This is a genomic window from Streptomyces mobaraensis, from assembly GCF_020099395.1.
Classification (GTDB): Bacteria; Actinomycetota; Actinomycetes; order Streptomycetales; family Streptomycetaceae; genus Streptomyces.
This window is the reverse complement of the sequence record NZ_CP083590.1, coordinates 183293-203808: the sequence shown is the minus strand read 5'-3', so window position 1 is coordinate 203808 and position 20516 is coordinate 183293. Positions and strand designations below refer to the sequence as shown.

Annotated in this window: 2 protein-coding genes (1 of these 2 cut by a window edge); both read left to right on the top strand. The window is 69.3% G+C overall.

Annotated features, from left to right (window positions below; translation table 11 throughout):
- A protein-coding gene (locus tag K7I03_RS00620) for a non-ribosomal peptide synthase/polyketide synthase (RefSeq protein WP_449657234.1) crosses the window boundary here: on the top strand, window positions 1-13602 show its 3' portion. Its footprint begins 9246 nt before the window's first position; the window shows 13602 of its 22848 coding nt (coding positions 9247-22848); its start codon lies beyond the left edge, outside the window; the stop codon is at window positions 13600-13602.
- Window positions 13599-20516, top strand: a complete 6918-nt coding sequence (locus tag K7I03_RS00615) for an amino acid adenylation domain-containing protein (RefSeq protein WP_224346794.1) — start codon at window positions 13599-13601, stop codon at window positions 20514-20516. The genes K7I03_RS00620 and K7I03_RS00615 overlap by 4 nt, the downstream gene beginning before the upstream one ends.

The following is a 20516-nucleotide window of genomic DNA, read 5'->3' as shown; positions in this document are numbered from 1 at the left end:
GAAGGCCCGTCGGCCACCTACAACATTCCCTTGGCGGTACGGCTGACCGGCCCGCTCGACCAGGAGGCGTTGCGCGAGGCGCTGTCCGATGTGGCAGCCCGGCACGAGAGCCTGCGCACGGTCATCAGTGACCAGGACGGCATGCCCTACCAGCAGGTGCGGGCAGGCGGCGCGGCTCGACCCGCCCTGATGGTGACCGAGATTACTGAGGCGGAGCTCGGCAATGCCCTGGATTCGGCCGTCCGGCATGCATTCAACCTGGGGCAGGACATTCCCGTCCATGCCGAGCTGCTGGTGCTCTCCGCCGAGGATTCCGTCCTGGTTCTGGTGATTCACCACATCTCTGCCGACGGCTGGTCGCTGGAGCCGCTGTGGCGCGATGTCGCCACCGCTTATGCCGCCCGGCTGCGGGGTGCCGCTCCGGGCTGGCGGCCGCTGCCGGTGCAGTACGCCGACTACACCCTGTGGCAACGCGACCGGCTCGCGCAGTCCCTCGAACCCCAACTCGACTACTGGAAGCGGACGCTGGCCGGACTTCCGGAGCGGATGGAACTGCCCACCGACCGTCCCTATCCGGCGGTGGCCACCCACCGGGGCGAAACCCTGGACTTCCACTGGGACGCGGAGCTGCATCAGGGTCTGGTGGAACTCGCGCACGCCGGCAATGCCACGGTGTTCATGGTGGTGCACGCGGCGCTGGTGGCGCTGCTGCACCGGATGGGTGCGGGTGAGGACATTGCCATTGGCAGTCCGATCGCGGGCCGTACCGATGAGGCCCTGGACGATCTGGTGGGCTTCTTCGTCAACACCCTGGTACTGCGCACCGACGTTTCCGGTGACCCGACGTTCCATGAACTGCTCGACCGGGTCAGGGAAGTGGACCTCGGCGCCTACGCCCATCAGGAGGTGCCCTTTGAGCACCTGGTGGAGACGCTGAACCCGGAGCGGACGCTGGCCCATCACCCGCTGTTCCAGACCATGCTCGCCTGGCAGAACGCGGCGGACTCCGAACTGACCCTGTCCGGTCTGTCATCGGCGGTCACCCTCCCGGTCCATACGGGTACGGCCCGCATGGACCTGGTCTTCGGTCTGACGGAGTCCCTGACCGGCGGCCTGGACGGCTTGGTCGAGTTCAATACCGATGTCTTCGAGCGGTCCACGGTGGAGGCACTGACCGCCCGGCTGGGCAGGCTGCTGGCAGCCGCCGTGGCGGAGCCCGAACGCCCCGTCAGCGAGCTGGACCTGCTCGATGAGCGGGAGCGGGAGTTGGTGGTTTCGGGGTGGAATGACACGGTGCGTGAGGTGCCGGGGTTGTCGTTGGTGGAGTTGTTTGAGGCGCAGGTGGTGCGGTCTCCGGGTGCGTTGGCGGTGGTGTGTGAGGGGGTGGAGTTGTCGTATGGGGAGTTGAATGAGCGGGCGAACAGGTTGGCTCATTGGTTGGTGGAGCAGGGTGCGGGGCCTGAGCGGGTGGTGGCGGTGGGGCTTTCGCGGTCTGTTGAGTTGGTGGTTGCGGTGTTGGCTGTTTTGAAGTCGGGGGCGGCTTATTTGCCGGTGGATCCGGCTTATCCGGCTGATCGTATTGCTTTTATGCTTGAGGATTCCCGGCCGGTGTTGGTGCTTGATGGTCTGGTGGATGTCTCCGGTTACCCGTCCTCCAATCCTGTTGTTTCGGGGCGTAGTTTGTTGCATGCGGCGTATGTGATTTATACGTCGGGTTCTACGGGGCGGCCGAAGGGTGTGGTTGTTTCGGTGGGGTCGGTGGTGAATTTGGTGTCGTGGGCGGCGTCGGAGTTTGGTGTTTCGGGGTTTGGGCGTGTGGTGGCGTCGACGTCGTTGGCGTTTGATGTGTCGGTGTTTGAGGTGGTGGGGCCGTTGGTGTGTGGTGGTTGTGTGGAGTTGGTGCGGGATGGTTTGGCGGTGGGGGAGCGGGTTGGTGTCGGGGTGCCGGTGGGTTTGGTGAGTGGTGTTCCGTCGGTGTTGGGGCGGGTTTTGCGGGGTGGGGTGAGTGGTGCGGTGGTGTTTGCGGGTGAGGCGTTGCCGGTGCGGGTGTTGGGTGATGTGCGGGCGGCGTTGCCGGGTGTGCGGGTGGTGAATGCTTATGGGCCGACGGAGGCGACGGTGTATGCGACGTCGTGGTCGGCTGAGGGTGAAGTGGGGTCGGTGGTTCCTATTGGTTCGCCGTTGTGGAATGTGCGGGTTTATGTGCTGGATGGGCGGTTGAGGCCTGTTCCGGTGGGTGTTGAGGGTGAGTTGTATGTGGCGGGTGCGGGTGTGGCGCGTGGTTATGTGGGTCGTTTTGGTTTGACGGCGGAGCGTTTTGTGGCGTGTCCGTTTGGGGTGGGTGAGCGGATGTATCGCACGGGTGATGTGGTGCGGTGGCGGGGGGATGGTGGTTTGGAGTTTGTGGGGCGTGCGGATGATCAGGTGAAGGTGCGTGGTTTCCGGGTTGAGTTGGGTGAGGTTGAGGCCGTGTTGGCGTCTCATCCTGGGGTGGTTCAGGCTGTGGTGGTGGTGCGTGGTGAGGTGTTGGTGGGTTATGCACTGGCTTCCTCGGTGGTGGATGAGCGTGAGGTGCGGGAGTTTATGCGTGAGCGGTTGCCGGAGTTTATGGTGCCGGCGGCTGTTGTGGTGGTGGATGAGTTTCCGTTGACGGCGAATGGGAAGCTGGATCGGAGTGCTCTTCCGGAGCCGGAGTTTGTGTCCGGTGTGATGTCGCGGTCGCCGCGGACGCCGGTGGAAGAGGTGCTGTGCGGGTTGTTCGCGCGGTTGCTGGGGGTACCTGAAGTGGGTGTGGAGGACAGCTTCTTCGATCTGGGCGGTCACTCCCTTCTCGCCACCCGCCTGATCTCACGTATCCGGTCCGTCTTCCAGGTGGATCTGGGCGTACAGGCGCTGTTCGAGGCACCTACTGCCGCAGGGCTCGCCAAGAAGGTCCTGGGGGCCGATCGCAAGCGTCCGGCGCTGGAGCCGGTGGCACGGCCCGAACGGCTGCCGTTGTCGTTCGCCCAGAACCGGCTGTGGTTCCTCAACCGGCTGGAAGGCCCGTCGCCCACGTACAACATCCCCTTCGCCATCCGGCTCTCCGGTCCGCTGGACCGGTCCGCCCTGGCAGACGCCTTGGCGGATGTGGTGGCCCGGCACGAGAGTCTGCGTACCGTTTTCCCCGAACGGAACGGTGCCCCGCACCAGCAGGTCCTCGAAACCACGGCGGCCCGGCCGGAGCTCACCGTGACCGAGATATCCGGGGACGAGAGCGAGGGTGAGGCCGCACTGCGGGAGGCGATAGACGCCGCGGTGGCCCACTCCTTCGACCTGGCCCGCGAACTGCCGCTGCGCGCGAGGCTGGTGGCTGCCTCACCGGATGAGTGCGTGCTGGTCCTGGTCGTCCACCACATCGCGGCTGACGGCTGGTCGCTGGCACCGCTGTGGCGTGATATCGCCACCGCCTATGCCGCCCGGCTGCGGGGGAGCGCTCCGGACTGGAGGGCGCTGCCGGTGCAGTACGTCGACTACACCCTCTGGCAGCGCGAACTGCTGGGCTCTCCGGACCAATCGGAGAGCACCATGGCTCGGCAGCTGGACTACTGGCGGCGGACCCTGGAGGGACTGCCCGAGCGGATCGAACTGCCGACGGACCGGCCGCACCCGGCGGTGGCCACCTACCGGGGCGGCACTTATGCCCACCAATGGAATGCCGAACTGCACCAGGGACTGACCGAGCTGGCGCACACCAGCGGAGCCACGGTGTTCATGGTGGTGCACGCGGCGCTGGTGGCGCTGCTGCACCGGATGGGCGCGGGTGAGGACATCGCCATTGGCAGTCCGATCGCGGGCCGTACCGATGAGGCCCTGGACGATCTGGTGGGCTTCTTCGTCAACACCCTGGTGCTGCGTACCGATGTCTCGGGTGACCCGACCTTCCGCGAACTGCTCGCCCGGGTCCGGCAGGTGGACCTGGACGCCTATGCCCACCAGGACATCCCCTTCGAGCATCTGGTGGAGGTGCTCAACCCGTCCCGCACCCTGGCCCACCACCCCTTGATCCAGGTGATGCTCGCCTGGCAGAACAACACCCGCGGCGACCTCGAACTCCCCGGGGTCGAGTCGCGCGCCGAATTCGTGGAGATGGGCACCTCGAAGTTCGATGTGTCCTTCTACCTCGACGAGCACGGCGGGGTCGTCGAATACAGCACCGAAGTCTTCGACGAGGCCACCATCGCGGCGCTGATGTCCCGCCTCGGCAGGGTGCTGACCGCGGTGATCGGTGACCCGGACCAGCGACTGAGCGGCATCGACCTGCTCTCCGCCGAGGAGCGCGAGCAGGTGACCACCGGCTGGAACAACACCGCACTCGAGCTGCCGCCGGTCACCGTGCCGGAGCTGTTCGAGGCCCAGGCGGCCCGCACTCCCGAGGCGGTGGCCCTGGTCGGTGAGGACACCGAGCTGACCTACGCCCAGCTCAACGCCCGGGCCAACCGGCTGGCCCACTGGCTGATCGAACGGGGCGCCGGGCCGGAGCGCACCGTCGGGCTGAGGCTGCCCCGGTCCGTCGAACTGATCGTGGCCATGCTGGCGGTTCTCAAGACCGGAGCCGCCTATCTGCCCATCGACCCGGCCTACCCGGCCGAACGCATCCGGCTGATGCTGGAGGACACCCGGCCCGTAACGGTCATCGACGGACCGGTGCACACCGAAGGCCACCCGGAGAGCAACCCGGCCGTACCGTCTCGCGACCCGCTGCACCCGGCGTATGTCATCTACACCTCCGGTTCCACCGGCATCCCCAAGGGTGTATGCACCACCCACCACAATGTGGTGGCCCTGGCCCTGGACCCGTGCTTCCGGCCCGAGGCCCGGGAGCGGACGCTGGTGCACTCGCCGCACACCTTCGACGCCGCGACCTTTGAGACCTGGGTGCCGCTGCTGGGCGGCGGCTGCCTGGTGTTGGCCCCGGAGGGCATGCTCACCCCCGCCGGCCTGAGCACGCTGGTCGAACAGCACGGCATCACCGGCACCTGGCTCAGCGCCGGCCTCTTCCATGCCTTCGCGGCCGAGGCCGCCGACTGCTTCACCGGCCTGCGCGAGGTGTGGACCGGTGGCGACGCGGTGTCGGCGGCCGCCGTCCGGCGGGTCCTGGAAGCCTGCCCCGGGCTGGTGGTGGTGGACGGCTATGGCCCCACCGAGACCACCACCTTCGCCACCTGCCATCCGGTGCGCTCCGCCGCCGAACTGGGCTCCGTACTGCCCATCGGCGCCCCCCTCACCAACACCCGCGCCTATGTGCTCGACGACCGGCTGCGGCCGGTCGGCGTCGGTGTGACCGGCGAACTGTATGTAGCGGGCGCCGGACTGGCCCGGGGCTACACCCGGCGCGCCGCGCTGACCGCGGAACGCTTTGTGGCCTGCCCCTTCGGGACCGGCGAGCGGATGTACCGCACCGGTGACCTGGTGCGCCGGCGCCCCGATGGACGACTGGAGTTCATCGGCCGCGCCGACGGCCAGCTCAAGGTGCGCGGATTCCGGGTGGAACCCGGCGAGATAGAGACCGCGCTGGCCGGCCACCCCGCCGTGGCCAAGGCCGTGGTGGTGCCACGCGCCGACCACGCCGGTGAACTGCGGCTGATCGGCTATGTGGTGGGCGCCGCCGGCGCCGGAACGGAGGAGACCGCCGAACAGGTCGGCGAATGGCAGCAGATCTATGAGGACCTCTACGCCGAATCCGCCTCCGCGGTCTGGGGAGAGAACTTCATCGGCTGGAACAGCAGCTATGACGAACGGCCCATCCCCCTCGAGGAGATGAGGGAGTGGCGGGACGCCACGGTGGAATCCATCCGCTCGCTGCGTCCCCGCCGGGTGCTGGAGATCGGCGTGGGCACCGGCCTGCTGCTCTCCCGGCTCGCCCCGCACTGCGAAAGCTACTGGGGCACCGACTTCTCGGCCGAGGTGATCGCCGCACTGCGCACCCAGCTCACCGACGAGCTGGCCGACCGGGTGGAACTGCGGACCCGGCCCGCCCACGATGTCGAGGGCCTGCCCGCCGGCCACTTCGACCTGGTGGTGCTGAATTCGGTGGTGCAGTACTTCCCCAGCGCCGAATACATGGCCGAAGTGGTGGAATCCGCCCTGAAATTGCTGGCCACCGGTGGCGCGGTGTTCATCGGCGACGTCCGCAACCTGCGGCTGGCCCGCACCCTGCACACCGCGATACGCCTCCACCAGGCCGACGCCGACGGCGATGCCACGGCGATCCGGGCCGCCGTGGAGCGGGCCCTGGTACGGGACAAGGAACTGCTGGTCGCGCCCGAGTTCTTCACCTCCCTCGAAGGCGGCCCGGCGGACGCGGTCGAGGTCCGCGTCAAGCGCGGCCGGTTCCACAATGAACTCTCCCGCCACCGGTATGACGTGGTGCTGCGCAAACAGCCCGCGAGGACGCTGCGGCTCGGCGACATCTCCCGGCTGCGGTGGGGGCAGGAGGTATCCGGGCTCGATTCCCTGGCCCAGTGGCTGAGCGCCGGGCGGCCCGAGACCGTACGGGTCTGCGGAATCCCCAACGGACGGCTGACCGCCGAAGTGGCCGCCATGCGCCGGCTGGCCGCCGGCGATCCCCTGGCCGCCGTCCGGCGGGTGCTCACCGGCCCCGAACACCCCGGAATCGAACCGGAGGAACTCCACCGGCTCGGCGCCGGCCTGGGCTACCGCACCCTGCTCACCTGGTCACCCGACGCCGAGGACCAGCTGGACGCGGTGTTCGTCACGGCCGCGGCGCATGATGGCGCCGCCCTGGCCGGACTGTGCCGCCCCACGGCCGGAACGGACGACCCCGCCTCCTGGACCAACAGTCCCGCCGTCTCCCGTGACCTGGGCTCCTTTGTACGGTCGGTGCGCGAACATGTTCGTGGCCGGTTGCCGGAGTTCATGGTTCCGGCCGCCATCGTGATGGTCGACGAGTTCCCGCTGACCGCCAACGGAAAACTGGACCGGGCCGCGCTGCCCGTTCCGGAGTTCCTGGCCGCCTCGGCCTCCAAGGCTCCCAGGACCCCCGTGGAAGAGCTGCTGTGCGGACTCTTCGCCCAGATCCTGGGCGTGCCCACGGTCGGCGTCGACGACAACTTCTTCGAACTGGGCGGCCACTCCCTGCTCGCCACCCGCCTGGTGTCCAGGGTGCGTTCGGTCTTCGGTGTGGAGCTCGGAGTCCGGGTGCTGTTCGAGGCGCCTACGGTGGCGGCGCTGGGCAGGCTGCTGGCCGGTGCGCAGCGGGCCCGGCTGGCTCTGGAGCCGGGGGAGCGGCCGGAGCGGTTGCCGCTGTCGTTCGCGCAGAACCGGCTGTGGTTCCTGCACCGGTTGGAAGGGCCGTCGGCGACTTACAACATTCCGCTGGTGGTGCGGCTGACCGGCTCGCTCGACCAGGAGGCGTTGCGCGAGGCGCTGGCCGATGTGGTGGCCCGGCACGAGAGCCTGCGCACTGTCTTCCGCGACCACGACGGCACGCCCTACCAGCACATCCTGGACGGACCGGCCGCTCGCCCGGACCTCACCGTCACCCAGGTCACACCGGACGCACTGGAACGCGCAGTGGCCTCGGTCGTACGCCATGCCTTCGACCTGGGCGAGGAACTGCCGCTGCGTGTCGAGCTGTTGAACAGCGCACCGGAGGAGTACACCCTCGTTCTGGTCCTGCACCATGTGGTGGCCGACGGCTGGTCGCTCCAGCCGCTGTGGCGCGACCTGGCCACCGCTTACGCCGCACGCTCGCGCGGTACCGCACCTCGGTGGGAGCCGCTGCCGGTGCAGTACGCCGACTACACGCTCTGGCAGCATGAACTGCTGGGCGACGGCGCCGACCCCGACAGTGTGCTCGCCGTGCAGCTGGCCTACTGGCGGCAGCGCCTGACCGGGCTGCCGGAGCACATCGAACTGCCCACCGACCGGCCCCACCCCGCCGTCGCCTCCTACCAGGGCGGCACCCACCCCTTCCACTGGGACGCAAACACCCATGCCGCGCTGGCAGAGTTGGCGCGCGGCAGCGGAGCCACCGTCTTCATGGTGGTGCACGCGGCGCTGGTGGCGCTGCTGCACCGGATGGGTGCGGGTGAGGACATCGCCATTGGCAGTCCGATCGCGGGCCGTACCGATGAGGCCCTGGACGATCTGGTGGGCTTCTTCGTCAACACCCTGGTGCTGCGCACCGATGTCTCGGGCGACCCGACCTTCCGTGAACTGCTCGCCCGGGTCAGGGAAACCGACCTTGATGCCTATGCCCACCAGGAGGTGCCCTTCGAGCACCTGGTGGAGGTGCTCAACCCGGCCCGGTCCCTCTCCCGCCACCCGCTGTTCCAGACGATGCTGGCCTGGCAGAACACGCCCGACGTCGGGCTGGAACTGCCCGGTATGACCGTGGAGCCCGCCCCGGTGGGCACCGGCACCGCCAGGATGGACCTGGTGATCAGCATCGCCGAGAAACGGAACGGCGATGGCGAGACGGCCGGACTGGACGGTGTGGTCGAGTTCAACACCGATGTCTTCGACAAGGCCACCGTCGCCACCCTGGTGGAGCGGGTGCACCGGGTGCTGACGGCGGTGGCGGCCGACCCCGGCCTCCGGCTGGGAGCCATAGAGCTGCTGGCCGAGGCGGAACGCAGGGAACTGCTCACCACCTTCAACGACACCGCACACCGGCTCCCCGACCGGATGCTGCCTCAGCTGTTCGAGGCGCAGGTGGCCCGGACGCCGGGTGCGACCGCGCTGGTCCACCAGGACACCGAAATCGGCTACGCGGAGCTGAACTCGCGGGCCAACCGGCTCGCGCGCCGGCTGGTGGCCCAGGGCGTCGGCCCCGAGACTCCGGTGGCCGTGATGCTGCGCCGCTCACCGGAACTGGCCGTGGCCCTGCTCGCCGTGATGAAGGCCGGTGGCGTCTACCTGCCCGTCGACCCCGGCTATCCGGCCGAGCGGGTGGCCTTCATCCTCGAGGACGCCGCACCGCTGTGCCTGCTGACCTCAGCGGACCTCGCGCCGCCGGCCGGGGCACGGATCCCCAGGCTGCTGGTGGATGACCCCGCCATGGCCCAGGAGCCGGACGGCGACCTGACCGACGCCGAGCGGACCGCGGCTCTTCGCCCCCGGCACACCGCCTATGTCATCTACACCTCCGGATCGACCGGCCGGCCCAAGGGCGTGGCCGTCACCCACCACGGCATCGCAAGCCTCGCGGCCGCTCAGCGGGAACGGCTGGGGGTCTCCGGCACCAGCCGCGTGCTCCAGTTCGCCTCGCCGAGCTTCGACGCCGCGGTCTGGGAGCTGTGCATGGCACTGCTCTCCGGAGGCGCCCTGGTGATGGCGGCCGAGGACGAGCTCGCCCCGGACCGGCTCGGCGCACTGTGCACTCGCCGGCGGGTGACCCATATGACGCTGCCCCCGGCCCTGCTGGCGGTGCTGTCGCCCCATGACTTCCCGGCCGGTGGCGTCCTGGTGGTCGCGGGTGAGGAGTGCCCGCACGAACTCGCCGCCCGCTGGTCCGCCGGCCGGACGATGGTCAACGCCTATGGCCCGACCGAGTCCACGGTCTGTGTCACGGCCAGCGCACCGCTCACCCCGCACACCCTCTCCGGGGCAGTGCCCATCGGCACCCCGGTGACCAACACCCGCGTCTTCGTCCTGGACGCCGGGCTGCGCCCGGTACCGCCCGGTGTGGTGGGCGAACTATATGTGGCGGGCGCCGGCCTGGCCCGCGGCTACCTCGGCCGCCCCGCGCTGACCGCCGAGCGGTTCGTACCCTGCCCGTACGGTGAGCCCGGTGAGCGGATGTACCGCACCGGCGACCTGGTGCGTCACCGGCCCCAGGGCGGGCTGGAGTTCGCGGGCCGGACCGACGACCAGATCAAGGTCCGCGGCCACCGGGTGGAGCCCGGCGAAATCGAGGCTGTCATGGCCCAGCACCCGGATGTCGCTCAGGCCGCCCTGGTGGCCCGGGGCGACCAGCTGCTGGCCTATGTGGTGCCCGCCACCACGACCGTACGGACCGGGCTCACCGCTCAGGTGCGCGAGCATCTGCGCGGCCGGCTGCCGGAGTTTATGGTTCCGGCCGCCGTCGTGGTACTGGACGAGTTCCCGCTGACCGCCAATGGAAAGCTGGACCGGGCCGCCCTGCCGGCCCCCGAGTTCACCACCACGGCCACCGCCCGCGCCCCCAGGACACCGGCGGAGGAACTGCTGTGCGGACTGTTCGCCGATGTGCTGGGTGTGGCCACGGTCGGCGTCGACGACAACTTCTTCGAGCTGGGCGGCCATTCGCTGCTGGCCACCAAGCTGGTGTCCCGCATTCGCACGGCCTATGGTGTGGAACTGGGCGTCAAGACGCTGTTCGAGGCGCCTACGGTGGCGGCGCTGGGCAGGCTGCTGGCCGGTGCGGAGCGGGCCCGGGCGGCTCTGGAGCCGGGGGAGCGGCCGGAGCGGTTGCCGCTGTCGTTCGCGCAGAACCGGCTGTGGTTCCTGCACCGGTTGGAAGGGCCGTCGGCGACTTACAACATTCCGCTGGTGGTGCGGCTGACCGGCTCGCTCGACCAGGAGGCGTTGCGCGAGGCGCTGGCCGATGTGGTGGCCCGGCACGAGAGCCTGCGCACCGTCTTCCGCGACCACGACGGCACGCCCTACCAGCACATCCTCACCCCCGAGGAGTCCCGGCCCGCACCGCACATCCGGCCGGTGACCGGGACCGAGCTGGAAGAGGCCATCGGCGAGGCGGTCCGTTACGCCTTCGACCTGGGCGGTGAGCTCCCGCTCCACGCCGAACTGCTGGTCCTCTCACCCCAGGAATGCGTCTTTGTCCTGGTGGTGCATCACATCGCCGCCGACGGACAGTCGTTGGCCCCACTGTGGCACGACCTGGCCACCGCCTACGCCGCACGCTCGCGCGGTACCGCACCTCGGTGGGAGCCGCTGCCGGTGCAGTACGCCGACTACACCCTGTGGCAGCACCGGCTGCTGGGTGATGCCACCGATCCGGACAGCCCGCTGGGCCAACAGCTCAACCACTGGAAGAAGGTCCTTACCGGCCTCCCGGAACGCACCGAACTGCCCACCGACCGGCCCCACCCGGCGGTGGCCAGCCATCGCGGCGGTAGCCTCACCTTCCACTGGGACGGCCAATTGCGCGAAGAACTCACACAGTTGGCGAGAACGGAAAACGCCACCGCGTTTATGGTGCTGCACGCGGCGCTGGTGGCGCTGCTCGCCCGTTCCGGCGCTGGTGAGGACATCGCCATCGGCAGTCCGATCGCGGGCCGTACCGATGAGGCCCTGGACGATCTGGTGGGCTTCTTCGTCAACACCCTCGTGTTGCGCACCGATGTGTCCGGTGACCCGACCTTCCGTGAACTGCTCGCCCGGGTCCGGCAGGTGGACCTGGACGCCTATGCCCACCAGGACATCCCCTTCGAGCACCTGGTGGAGGTGCTCAACCCGTCCCGCACCCTGGCCCACCACCCGCTGTTCCAGACGATGCTGGCCTGGCAGAGCGCCGGGCACCAGTCCCTGGACCTCCCCGGACTGTCCGCCGCACCCGTTCCGGCGGCCACCCGGACCGCCCGCATGGACCTGGTGTTCAGCCTCACCGAAGACCATGACGCCAACGGCGGCATCGACGGCCTGGTGGAATACAGCACCGACGTCTTCGACCACAACACCATCCAGACCCTGGTGGCACGGCTGGGACGACTGCTGGCGGCGGTCACCGCCGACCCCGGACAGCGCCTGGGCGACATCGATCTGCTGACAGCCGAGGAACGCCGACAACTCACCGCCTGGAACGCCACCCACCGTGAGATCCCGCACTCCTCGGTCACCGAACTCTTCGAGGCCCAGGCCGAACGCACCCCCCAGGCGGTGGCCCTGGTGTCCGGCGATGAGCAACTGACCTATGCGGAGCTCAACGCCCGCGCCAACCGGCTGGCCCGGCTGCTGATCGAGCGGGGCGCCGGACCGGAGCGGCTGGTCGCACTGCGGCTGCCGCGCTCGGCCGCCCTGGTGGTGGCCCTGCTGGCGGTGCTCAAGACCGGAGCCGCCTATCTGCCGATCGACCCCGACTACCCGGCCGAGCGCATCCGTTACATGCTCGACGACGCCCGGCCGGTGGCGGTGCTCGACCAGGCGGAAGCAGCGGACGGCCATGCGGAGACCAACCTCACCGCACACCCCGGACACCCCCTCAACCCGGCCTATGTGATCTACACCTCGGGTTCGACGGGACGGCCCAAGGGCGTCACGGTGCCCCGCGGCGCCCTGCTCAACCTGCTGATGGACATGCGCGACCGGCTGGCCCTGGACACCGGCGACCGGTTCCTGGCGGTGACCACCATCGGCTTCGACATCGCCGGACTGGAGCTGTATGTACCCCTGCTCAGCGGCGCCCGCGTGGTGCTCGCCCCTCGCGAGGTGGTACGCGATCCCGCGGAACTCGGCGTCCTGCTCACCCGGTCCAAGGCCACCGCGATGCAGGCGACCCCCAGCCTCTGGCGGTCCCTGCTCGCCGAGGACATACCGCTGGACGGAATCAGGGCCCTGGTGGGCGGCGAGGCACTCCCCGCCGATCTGGCCACCGCGCTGTCCCGGCGCGCCGGCTCGGTGCTCAATGTCTACGGCCCCACCGAAACCACCATCTGGTCCACCTCGGCCCAAGTCCGCGATGCCACACCGGGAATCGGCACCCCCATCGCCAACACCGGGTGCCATGTCCTGGACCAGTGGCTGAACCCGGTGCCGGCAGGCGTGGTGGGCGAGCTCTACCTCACCGGCTCCGGCCTGGCCCGAGGCTACGCCGGCCGCGCGGGGCTGACCGCCGAACGGTTCGTCGCCTGCCCGTACGGCGAGCCCGGTGAGCGGATGTACCGCACCGGCGACCTGGTGCGCCGACGCCCCGACGGCGGACTGGAGTTCCTGGGCCGCGCCGACGGCCAGGTCAAATTGCGCGGTTTCCGCATCGAACTCGGCGAGATCGAAGCGGTGCTGGCCGAGCATCCGGCCACCGGGCAGGCGGCCGCCGTCGTCCACCCGGGCGGCACACTGACCGGCTATGTGGTACCGGCCAAGCCGACGGACACCATCGAACTGGCGGCGTCCCTGCGGGACTTCGCCCGGACCCGACTTCCGGAGTTCATGGTGCCCGCCGTGGTCATGGTGCTGGACGCCTTCCCGCTGACCGCCAACGGCAAGCTGGACCGCGCGGCCCTGCCCGCCCCGGAGTTCACCACCATGCTGTCCCGGGCACCGAGGACCCCGGCCGAGGAGACCCTCCGCGCGGTGTTCACCGAGGTGCTGGGCGTCCAGGCGGGAGTGGAGGACAACTTCTTCGACCTGGGCGGGGACAGCATCTCCTCGATCCAGGTGGTCGGCCGGGCCCGAGCGGCCGGAGTGCTGATCAGCCCCCGGGATGTGTTCCTCCACAAGACCGTGGCCGCCCTCGCCGCCATCGCCGGCACGGAGGAACCGGCGGGCCCGGCGGAAGCGGCCGGCACCCAGGACGACAGTGCAGCACCCAACAAGCCCCTGGTGAAGATGGACCGGGGCCGGATGTCAAAGCTCGAAGCAGCGTGGAGGAAGCGCAAGTGACCCAGTCGGAACTGATGGACATCTGGCCGCTGGCCCCCTTGCAGGAGGGCCTGTTCTTCCACTCCCGTTATGACCAGGACCAGGCCGATGTCTATGTGCTCCAGGCCGTCTTCGACCTGGACGGCCCCCTCGACCGCCAGGCACTGCGGGACGCGGCGGACGCCCTGCTGCGCCGGCACCCCAATCTGCGCGCCGGCTTCTGGGACGAGGACCTGGAACACCCGGTACAGCTGATCCCCGCCGAGGTCACCATCCCCTGGCAGGAAACCGATCTCGGCCACCTCCGGGAAAGCGCCCAACACCAGGAGCTGGAACGGCTCCTGGCCGCCCAGCGGACGCTCCGCTTCGACCCGGCCGACCCGCCGCTGCTGCGCTTCGCCCTGGTGCGCCTGGGCGAGCAGCGGCACCGACTGGCGCTGACCGCCCACCACATCCTGCTGGACGGGTGGTCGCTGCCGGTGCTCTACCGCGACTTCTTCCACCTCTACCAGCACCATGGAGACCCCGCCGGCCTGCCACCGGTGACGCCCTACCGCGACTACCTGGCCTGGCTCACCGAACAGGACCCGGAGCCGGCCCGGGCCGCATGGCGCAAGGCGCTGCACGGAGTGACGCCGACCCGGGCGGTGCGCGCCGAGCCCGAGCGGGCCGGCAGCCACCCGGAGCGGCTGGACCTGGAACTCTCCATGGAGCTCAGCGCCGAACTGGTCACCGTCGCCCGCCGCCTGGGCATCACTCTGAACACCCTTGTCCAGGGCGGCTGGGCCGTGCTGCTGCATCAGCTGAGCGGACGCGACGACTTGGTCTTCGGCGTGACCGTTTCCGGACGGCCGCCCCAACTGCCCGGCGTCGAGGGGATGGTCGGGCTGTTTATCAACACCCTGCCGGTCAGGGTCCGGCTCGACCCCTCCCGGCCCATGGCCGAGCTGCTCTCCGGCCTCCAGATCGAGCAGGCCGAACTGGCCGAGTACCACCACCTGGGCCTCACCGAGATCAACCGGCTGGCCGGCCACAATGAACTCTTCGACACCCTGATGGTGTTCGAGAGCTACCCCGTCGGTTACCCCCAACACCGGCCGGAATTCAGCGGACTTCGCGTCAGCGGCGTAACCGGGCATGACGCGACCCACTACCCGCTCAGCCTCGCCGTGGTGCCCGGGTCCCGGCTGCGCCTGCGCATCGACCACCGCCCCGATGCGCTTGACCGCGAGGCGGCCGAGGCGCTGGCCGGCCGGCTGGAAAGAGTGCTCAAGGCGATCGCCGCCGACCCCTGGACGCCGGCGGGCGCAATCGATGTGCTTTCCGAAGGAGAGCGGTTGCGGGTGTTGGGTGAGTGGGGTGGTGTGGTTGGTGGTTCTTCGGGTGGGTTGTTTGTGGAGTTGTTTGAGGGGCGGGTTGCGGCTGCTCCGGATGCGTTGGCTGTGGTGTGTGGTGGGGTGGAGCTTTCGTATGGGGAGTTGAATGCATGGGTGAACCGGGTGGCGCATTGGCTGGTTGAGCGGGGTGTGGGGCGGGAGTGTGTGGTGGGGTTGAAGCTTCCGCGTTCGGTGGAGTTGGTGGTGTTGGAGCTGGCGGTGTGGAAGGCGGGTGGGGCGTTTTTGCCGGTGGATCCGGTGTATCCGGAGGATCGGGTTGCGTTGATGTTGGAGGGTGCGGGTGTGGGGTTGGTGGTGGATGGGCCGGTGGTGGCTGAGGGTTATCCGGAGGGTAATCCTGTGATGGGTGGTCGTGGTGTGTTGGATGCGGCGTATGTGATTTTTACGTCGGGTTCCACGGGGCGGCCTAAGGGTGTGGTGGTGTCGCATGGGGGCGTGGTGGGTTTCGCGCGGGCCCATGCGGAGGCGTTGGGGCTGGGCGCGGGATCGCGTGTGTTTCAGGCGGTGTCGCCCAGTTTTGATGTGGCGGTGGGGGATGTGGTGATGGCTTTGGGTTCGGGTGGGGCGTTGGTTTTGGGTGGGGCGGAGGGTTTGGTGGGGGATGAGTTGGCATTGGCGTTGGAGGTGGGTGGGGCGACGCATGTGGCGTTGCCGGTGTCGGTGCTGGCGTCCTTGCCGGTGGGGCGGGCGCCGGAGTTGGCGTGTGTGGTGGTGGGTGGCGAGGTGTGTCCGGGGGAGTTGGCGCGGCGGTGGGTGTCGAGTGGTCGTCGGTTGGTGGTCGGGTATGGGCCGACGGAGACGACGGTGAGTGTGACGTGTGGCGCGGTGGATGGTGATGGCGGTGTGCCGTCGTTGGGGCGGCCCATTGATGGGGTGGGTTGTTTTGTGCTGGACGGGTGGTTGAGGCCTGTTCCGGTGGGTGTGGTGGGGGAGTTGTATGTGGTGGGTGAGGGGGTTGCGCGTGGGTATGCGGGGCGTGCGGGTTTGACGGCGGAGCGTTTTGTGGCCTGTCCGTTTGGTGAGGGTGGGCGGATGTATCGGACCGGGGATTTGGTGCGATGGCGGAGGGATGGTCGGCTGGAGTTCGTCGGTCGTGCGGATGAGCAGGTCAAGGTCCGTGGTTTCCGGATCGAACCCGGCGAAATCGAAGCCGTCATCAGTGAATTCCCTCCCGTTGCCAGAGCAGTGGTCACAGTCCACCGTGACCAGCTGGTCGCCCATGTCATACCGGCCGACGACGCCGACCCGGCCGGAATACCGGAGGCCGTCCATGACTTCCTCCGCACCAGGCTTCCCGAATTCACGATTCCGGCGGCATTTGTCCTCCACGAGGAGTTCCCGGTGACCGTCAACGGCAAGGTGGACCGGGCCGCCCTTCCCGAGCCGGTATTCGACTCCGGCTCCGCCCTTGCTCCTCGTAATCCGACCGAGGAAATTCTCTGTGGGCTGTTCGCCGATGTTCTTGGTGTGTCCGAAGTGGGCGTGGAGGACAGTTTCTTCGATCTGGGCGGCCACTCCCTGCTGGCCACCCGGCTGGTGTCCAGGGTGCGTTCCGCGTTCGGTGCCGAACTCGGTGTGCGGGCGCTTTTCGAGGCGCCCACTGTGTCCGGCCTGGCGCGGGTGCTGGCCGGAGCCGGTCAGGCGCGTGCGGCGTTGGAGCCGATGGCTCGTCCCGAGCGGCTGCCGTTGTCGTTCTCCCAGAACCGGTTGTGGTTCCTCAACCGGCTGGAAGGGCCTTCGGCTACCTACAATGTGCCGCTGGTGGTGCGGCTGACCGGTCCGCTCGACCAGGGCGCGTTGCAGGAGGCGCTGGCCGATGTGGTGGTCCGGCACGAGAGCCTGCGCACCGTCTTCCGCGACCACGACGACACCCCCTATCAGCAGGTGCTGGACGGCGAGGTGGCCCGCCCCGCCCTGAAGGTCCGCCCGGTGTCCCATGACCAGCTCGACGAGACGGTGGCCTCCGCCGTCCGGCACCTCTTCGACCTGAGCACCGAAATCCCCCTGCGCGCCGAACTTCTGGCACTCGGGCCTCAGGAGCACATCCTCACCCTGGTGCTGCACCACATCGCGGCCGACGGATGGTCCCTGGAACCACTGTGGCGCGACCTCGCCACCGCCTACGAGGCCCGGCTGCTCGGCGCCCACCCGAAGTGGGACGCCCTGCCCGTGCAGTACGCCGACTACACCCTGTGGCAACGCGACCGGCTCGCGCAGGCGCTGGAGCCCCAACTCGACTACTGGAAACGGACACTGGAGGGACTGCCCGAGCGGATCGAGCTGCCCACCGACCGTCCCCACCCGGCCATGGCCAGCTACCGGGGCGAGACCCACACCTTCCACTGGGACGCCGAACTGCACCGGGGCCTGGTGGAACTGGCGCGCACCGGCGGCGCCACCGTATTCATGGTGGTGCACGCGGCCCTGGTGGCCCTGTTGCACCGATCCGGTGCCGGCGAGGACATCCCCATCGGCAGCCCCATCGCGGGCCGCACCGACGAGGCCCTCGACGAGCTGGTGGGCTTCTTCGTCAACACCCTGGTGCTGCGCACCGATGTCTCCGGCGACCCCACCTTCCTCGAACTGCTCGCCCGGGTACGGGAAGTGGACCTCGATGCCTACGCCCACCAGGACGTGCCCTTCGAGTACCTGGTGGAGACGCTGAACCCGGCCAGAGCGCTGTCCCACCACCCCCTGTTCCAGACCATGCTCGCCTGGCAGAACACCACCGGAGCCCGCCTCGGCCTGCCCGGCCTCACCGCCGCTTCGGTGCCGGCCGGCACCGCGACGGCCAGGATGGACCTGGTGTTCAGCATCGCCGAGCACCCGGAGGGCGGCCTCGACGGCCAGGTCGAGTTCAGCACCGACACCTTCGACCGCGCCACGGTGGCATCCCTCACGACCCGGCTCGGCAGGCTGCTCACGGCTGTCATGGCCGACCCCGAACTACCGGTCGGCGAACTGGACCTGCTCGACGAGCGGGAGCGCCGGCTGACCCTGGTGGAGTGGAACGACACCACACGCGAACAGCCCACGGCCGGCCTCGCGGAACTCTTCGAGGCGCGGGCCGCACTCACCCCCGACGTTCCGGCCGTGGTCTGCCAGGACACCGAGCTGACCTACGCGGAACTCAACTCCCGGGCCAACCGGCTCGCTCACCTGCTGATGGGCAAGGGCGCCGGGCCCGAGCGGGTGGTCGCCCTGAAGCTGCCCCGGTCCGCCGAGATGGTGGTGGCGATACTGGCCGTACTGAAGTCCGGCGCGGCCTATCTGCCGGTCGACCCCGGCTACCCGGCCGAGCGCATCGCCTACATGCTCGACGACACACGCCCGGTACTGGTCCTCGACCAGCCGCTCGCCACCGAGGACCAGCCCGATACCAATCCCGTGGTCACCGGCCGCCATCCCGCTCAGCCGGCCTATGTCGTCTACACCTCCGGTTCCACCGGCCGCCCCAAGGGCGTCGCCATGCCCAGCGGTGCGCTGGCCAACCTGCTGGCCTGGCACGGCAAAGTACTGCCGGTCGCACCGGGCACCCGGACCGCCCAGTTCTCCGCGCTCAGCTTTGACGTCTCGGTACAGGAGATCCTCTCCACGGTGCTCTCCGGCAAGACACTGGTGATCCCCTCCGACGACATCCGCTACAGCCCGGAACTCCTGGCGGACTGGCTGGAACGGCACCGGGTGAACGAACTGTTCGCCCCCAACCTGGTCATCGACGCCCTGTGCGAGGCGGCTCTCGCCAATGGCCACGCCCTGCCCGCACTGCGCGAGGTGGTCCAGGCCGGAGAACCGCTGACCTTGAGCCCGCATATGAGCGAGTTCTTCCGGCAGGTTCCCGGACGGCGACTGCACAACAACTACGGGCCCAGCGAGACCCATGTGGTCACCGCGCACACCCTCCCCGAGGATGTCGCCGCCTGGTCCACCCCGGCCATCGGCACCCCCGTGGACAACATCCGCGCCTATGTGCTGGACGAGCGCCTGCGCCCGGTGGGCATCGGGGTGACTGGAGAGCTGTACCTGGCGGGCGCCGGACTGGCCCGCGGCTATGTCCGCCGTCCCGCGCTGACCGCCGGGCGCTTTGTGGCATCCCCCTTCGACGCGGGGGAACGGATGTACCGCACGGGCGACCTGGCGCGCTGGTGCGCCGACGGCGAGCTGCGGTTTGTCCGCCGTGCGGACGACCAGGTCAAGGTACGGGGCTTCCGGATCGAACCCGGCGAGATCGAAGCGGTGCTGGCCGAACACCCGGACGTGTCCCGGGCACTGGTGTCGGTCCATGAGGGACAACGGCTGGTCGCCCATGTGACCACCGGCCGGCCTGATCCCCAACTGGCCGCCGCGCTGCGCGAGTTCGCCCGTACCCGGCTGCCGGAGTTTATGGTCCCGGCCGCGGTGGTGGTGCTGGACGCCTTCCCGCTGACCGCCAATGGCAAGCTGGACCGGACCGCCCTGCCCGCACCCGAATTCGCTTCCACGTCCCGCGCGGCCCGCAGCGAGGAGGAGCGGCTGCTGTGCGAACTGTTCGGCGAGGTGCTGGACACCACGGTGGGCGCCGACGACAGCTTCTTCGACATGGGCGGCCACTCCCTGCTGGCCACCCGGCTGATGTCCCGGATCAAGGCGGTCCTAGGTGTGGAGCTCGGCGTACGCGCCCTGTTCGAGGCCCCGACCCCGGCCGCGCTGGCCGGCCGCCTGCACGGCGGGATGGCCATGGACGCCCTGGGCGTCCTGCTGCCCCTGCGGACCGCCGGCAGCCGTCCGCCGCTGTTCTGTGTCCACCCCGCCGCGGGCATCAGCTGGCCGTACGCCGGTCTGCTGGGGCATATCGCGCCCGGCCGCCCGGTCTACGGGCTCCAGGCACGCGGCCTCACCGGGGCACAGCCGCCCGCCGCCGCCATCGAGGAGATGGCCGCCGACTACCTGGCGCAGATCCGCACCGTACAGCCCAGCGGGCCCTACCACCTGCTCGGCTGGTCCTTCGGCGGACTGGTCGCACACTCCATCGCCACCCGCCTGGAGGCCGAAGGGGAAGAAGTGGGACTCCTCGCCGTCCTGGATTCCTTCCCCCCGGCCCGCAGACCCGGTGAAGAACTCCCCGAACTCGGCCGGAACGACATCCTGGCCCTCCTCTTCGAGGAGATCACCGGCTATGACCGCGGACAGCCGGGCGAAAAGGACCTGTCTCCTGAGGAGTTGACCGAACTGATCCGCGGCCAGAGCGGCGCGCGGGCCGACCTGCTGCTGGAACAGGACGTCCTCACCCGGGTCATCGGGCTCTTTATGCGGGTGCCGGAACTGCTGGACGCCTTTGTCCCCCAGCGGTTCGGCGGTGAACTCACCCTGTTCACCGCCGAGGAATCCGCGGCCGAATGGCCCTCGGACGACCCCCGCCGCTCCCCGGAAGCCTGGCTGCCCCATGTGGGCGGCGGAGTGCGCGTCCACCCCGTCCCGGTACGGCATGAGCACATGCTCAAGCCCGAGGCGCTTTCCCTCATCGGGCCGCTGCTGAACGCGGCACTGGAACGGCGGTAG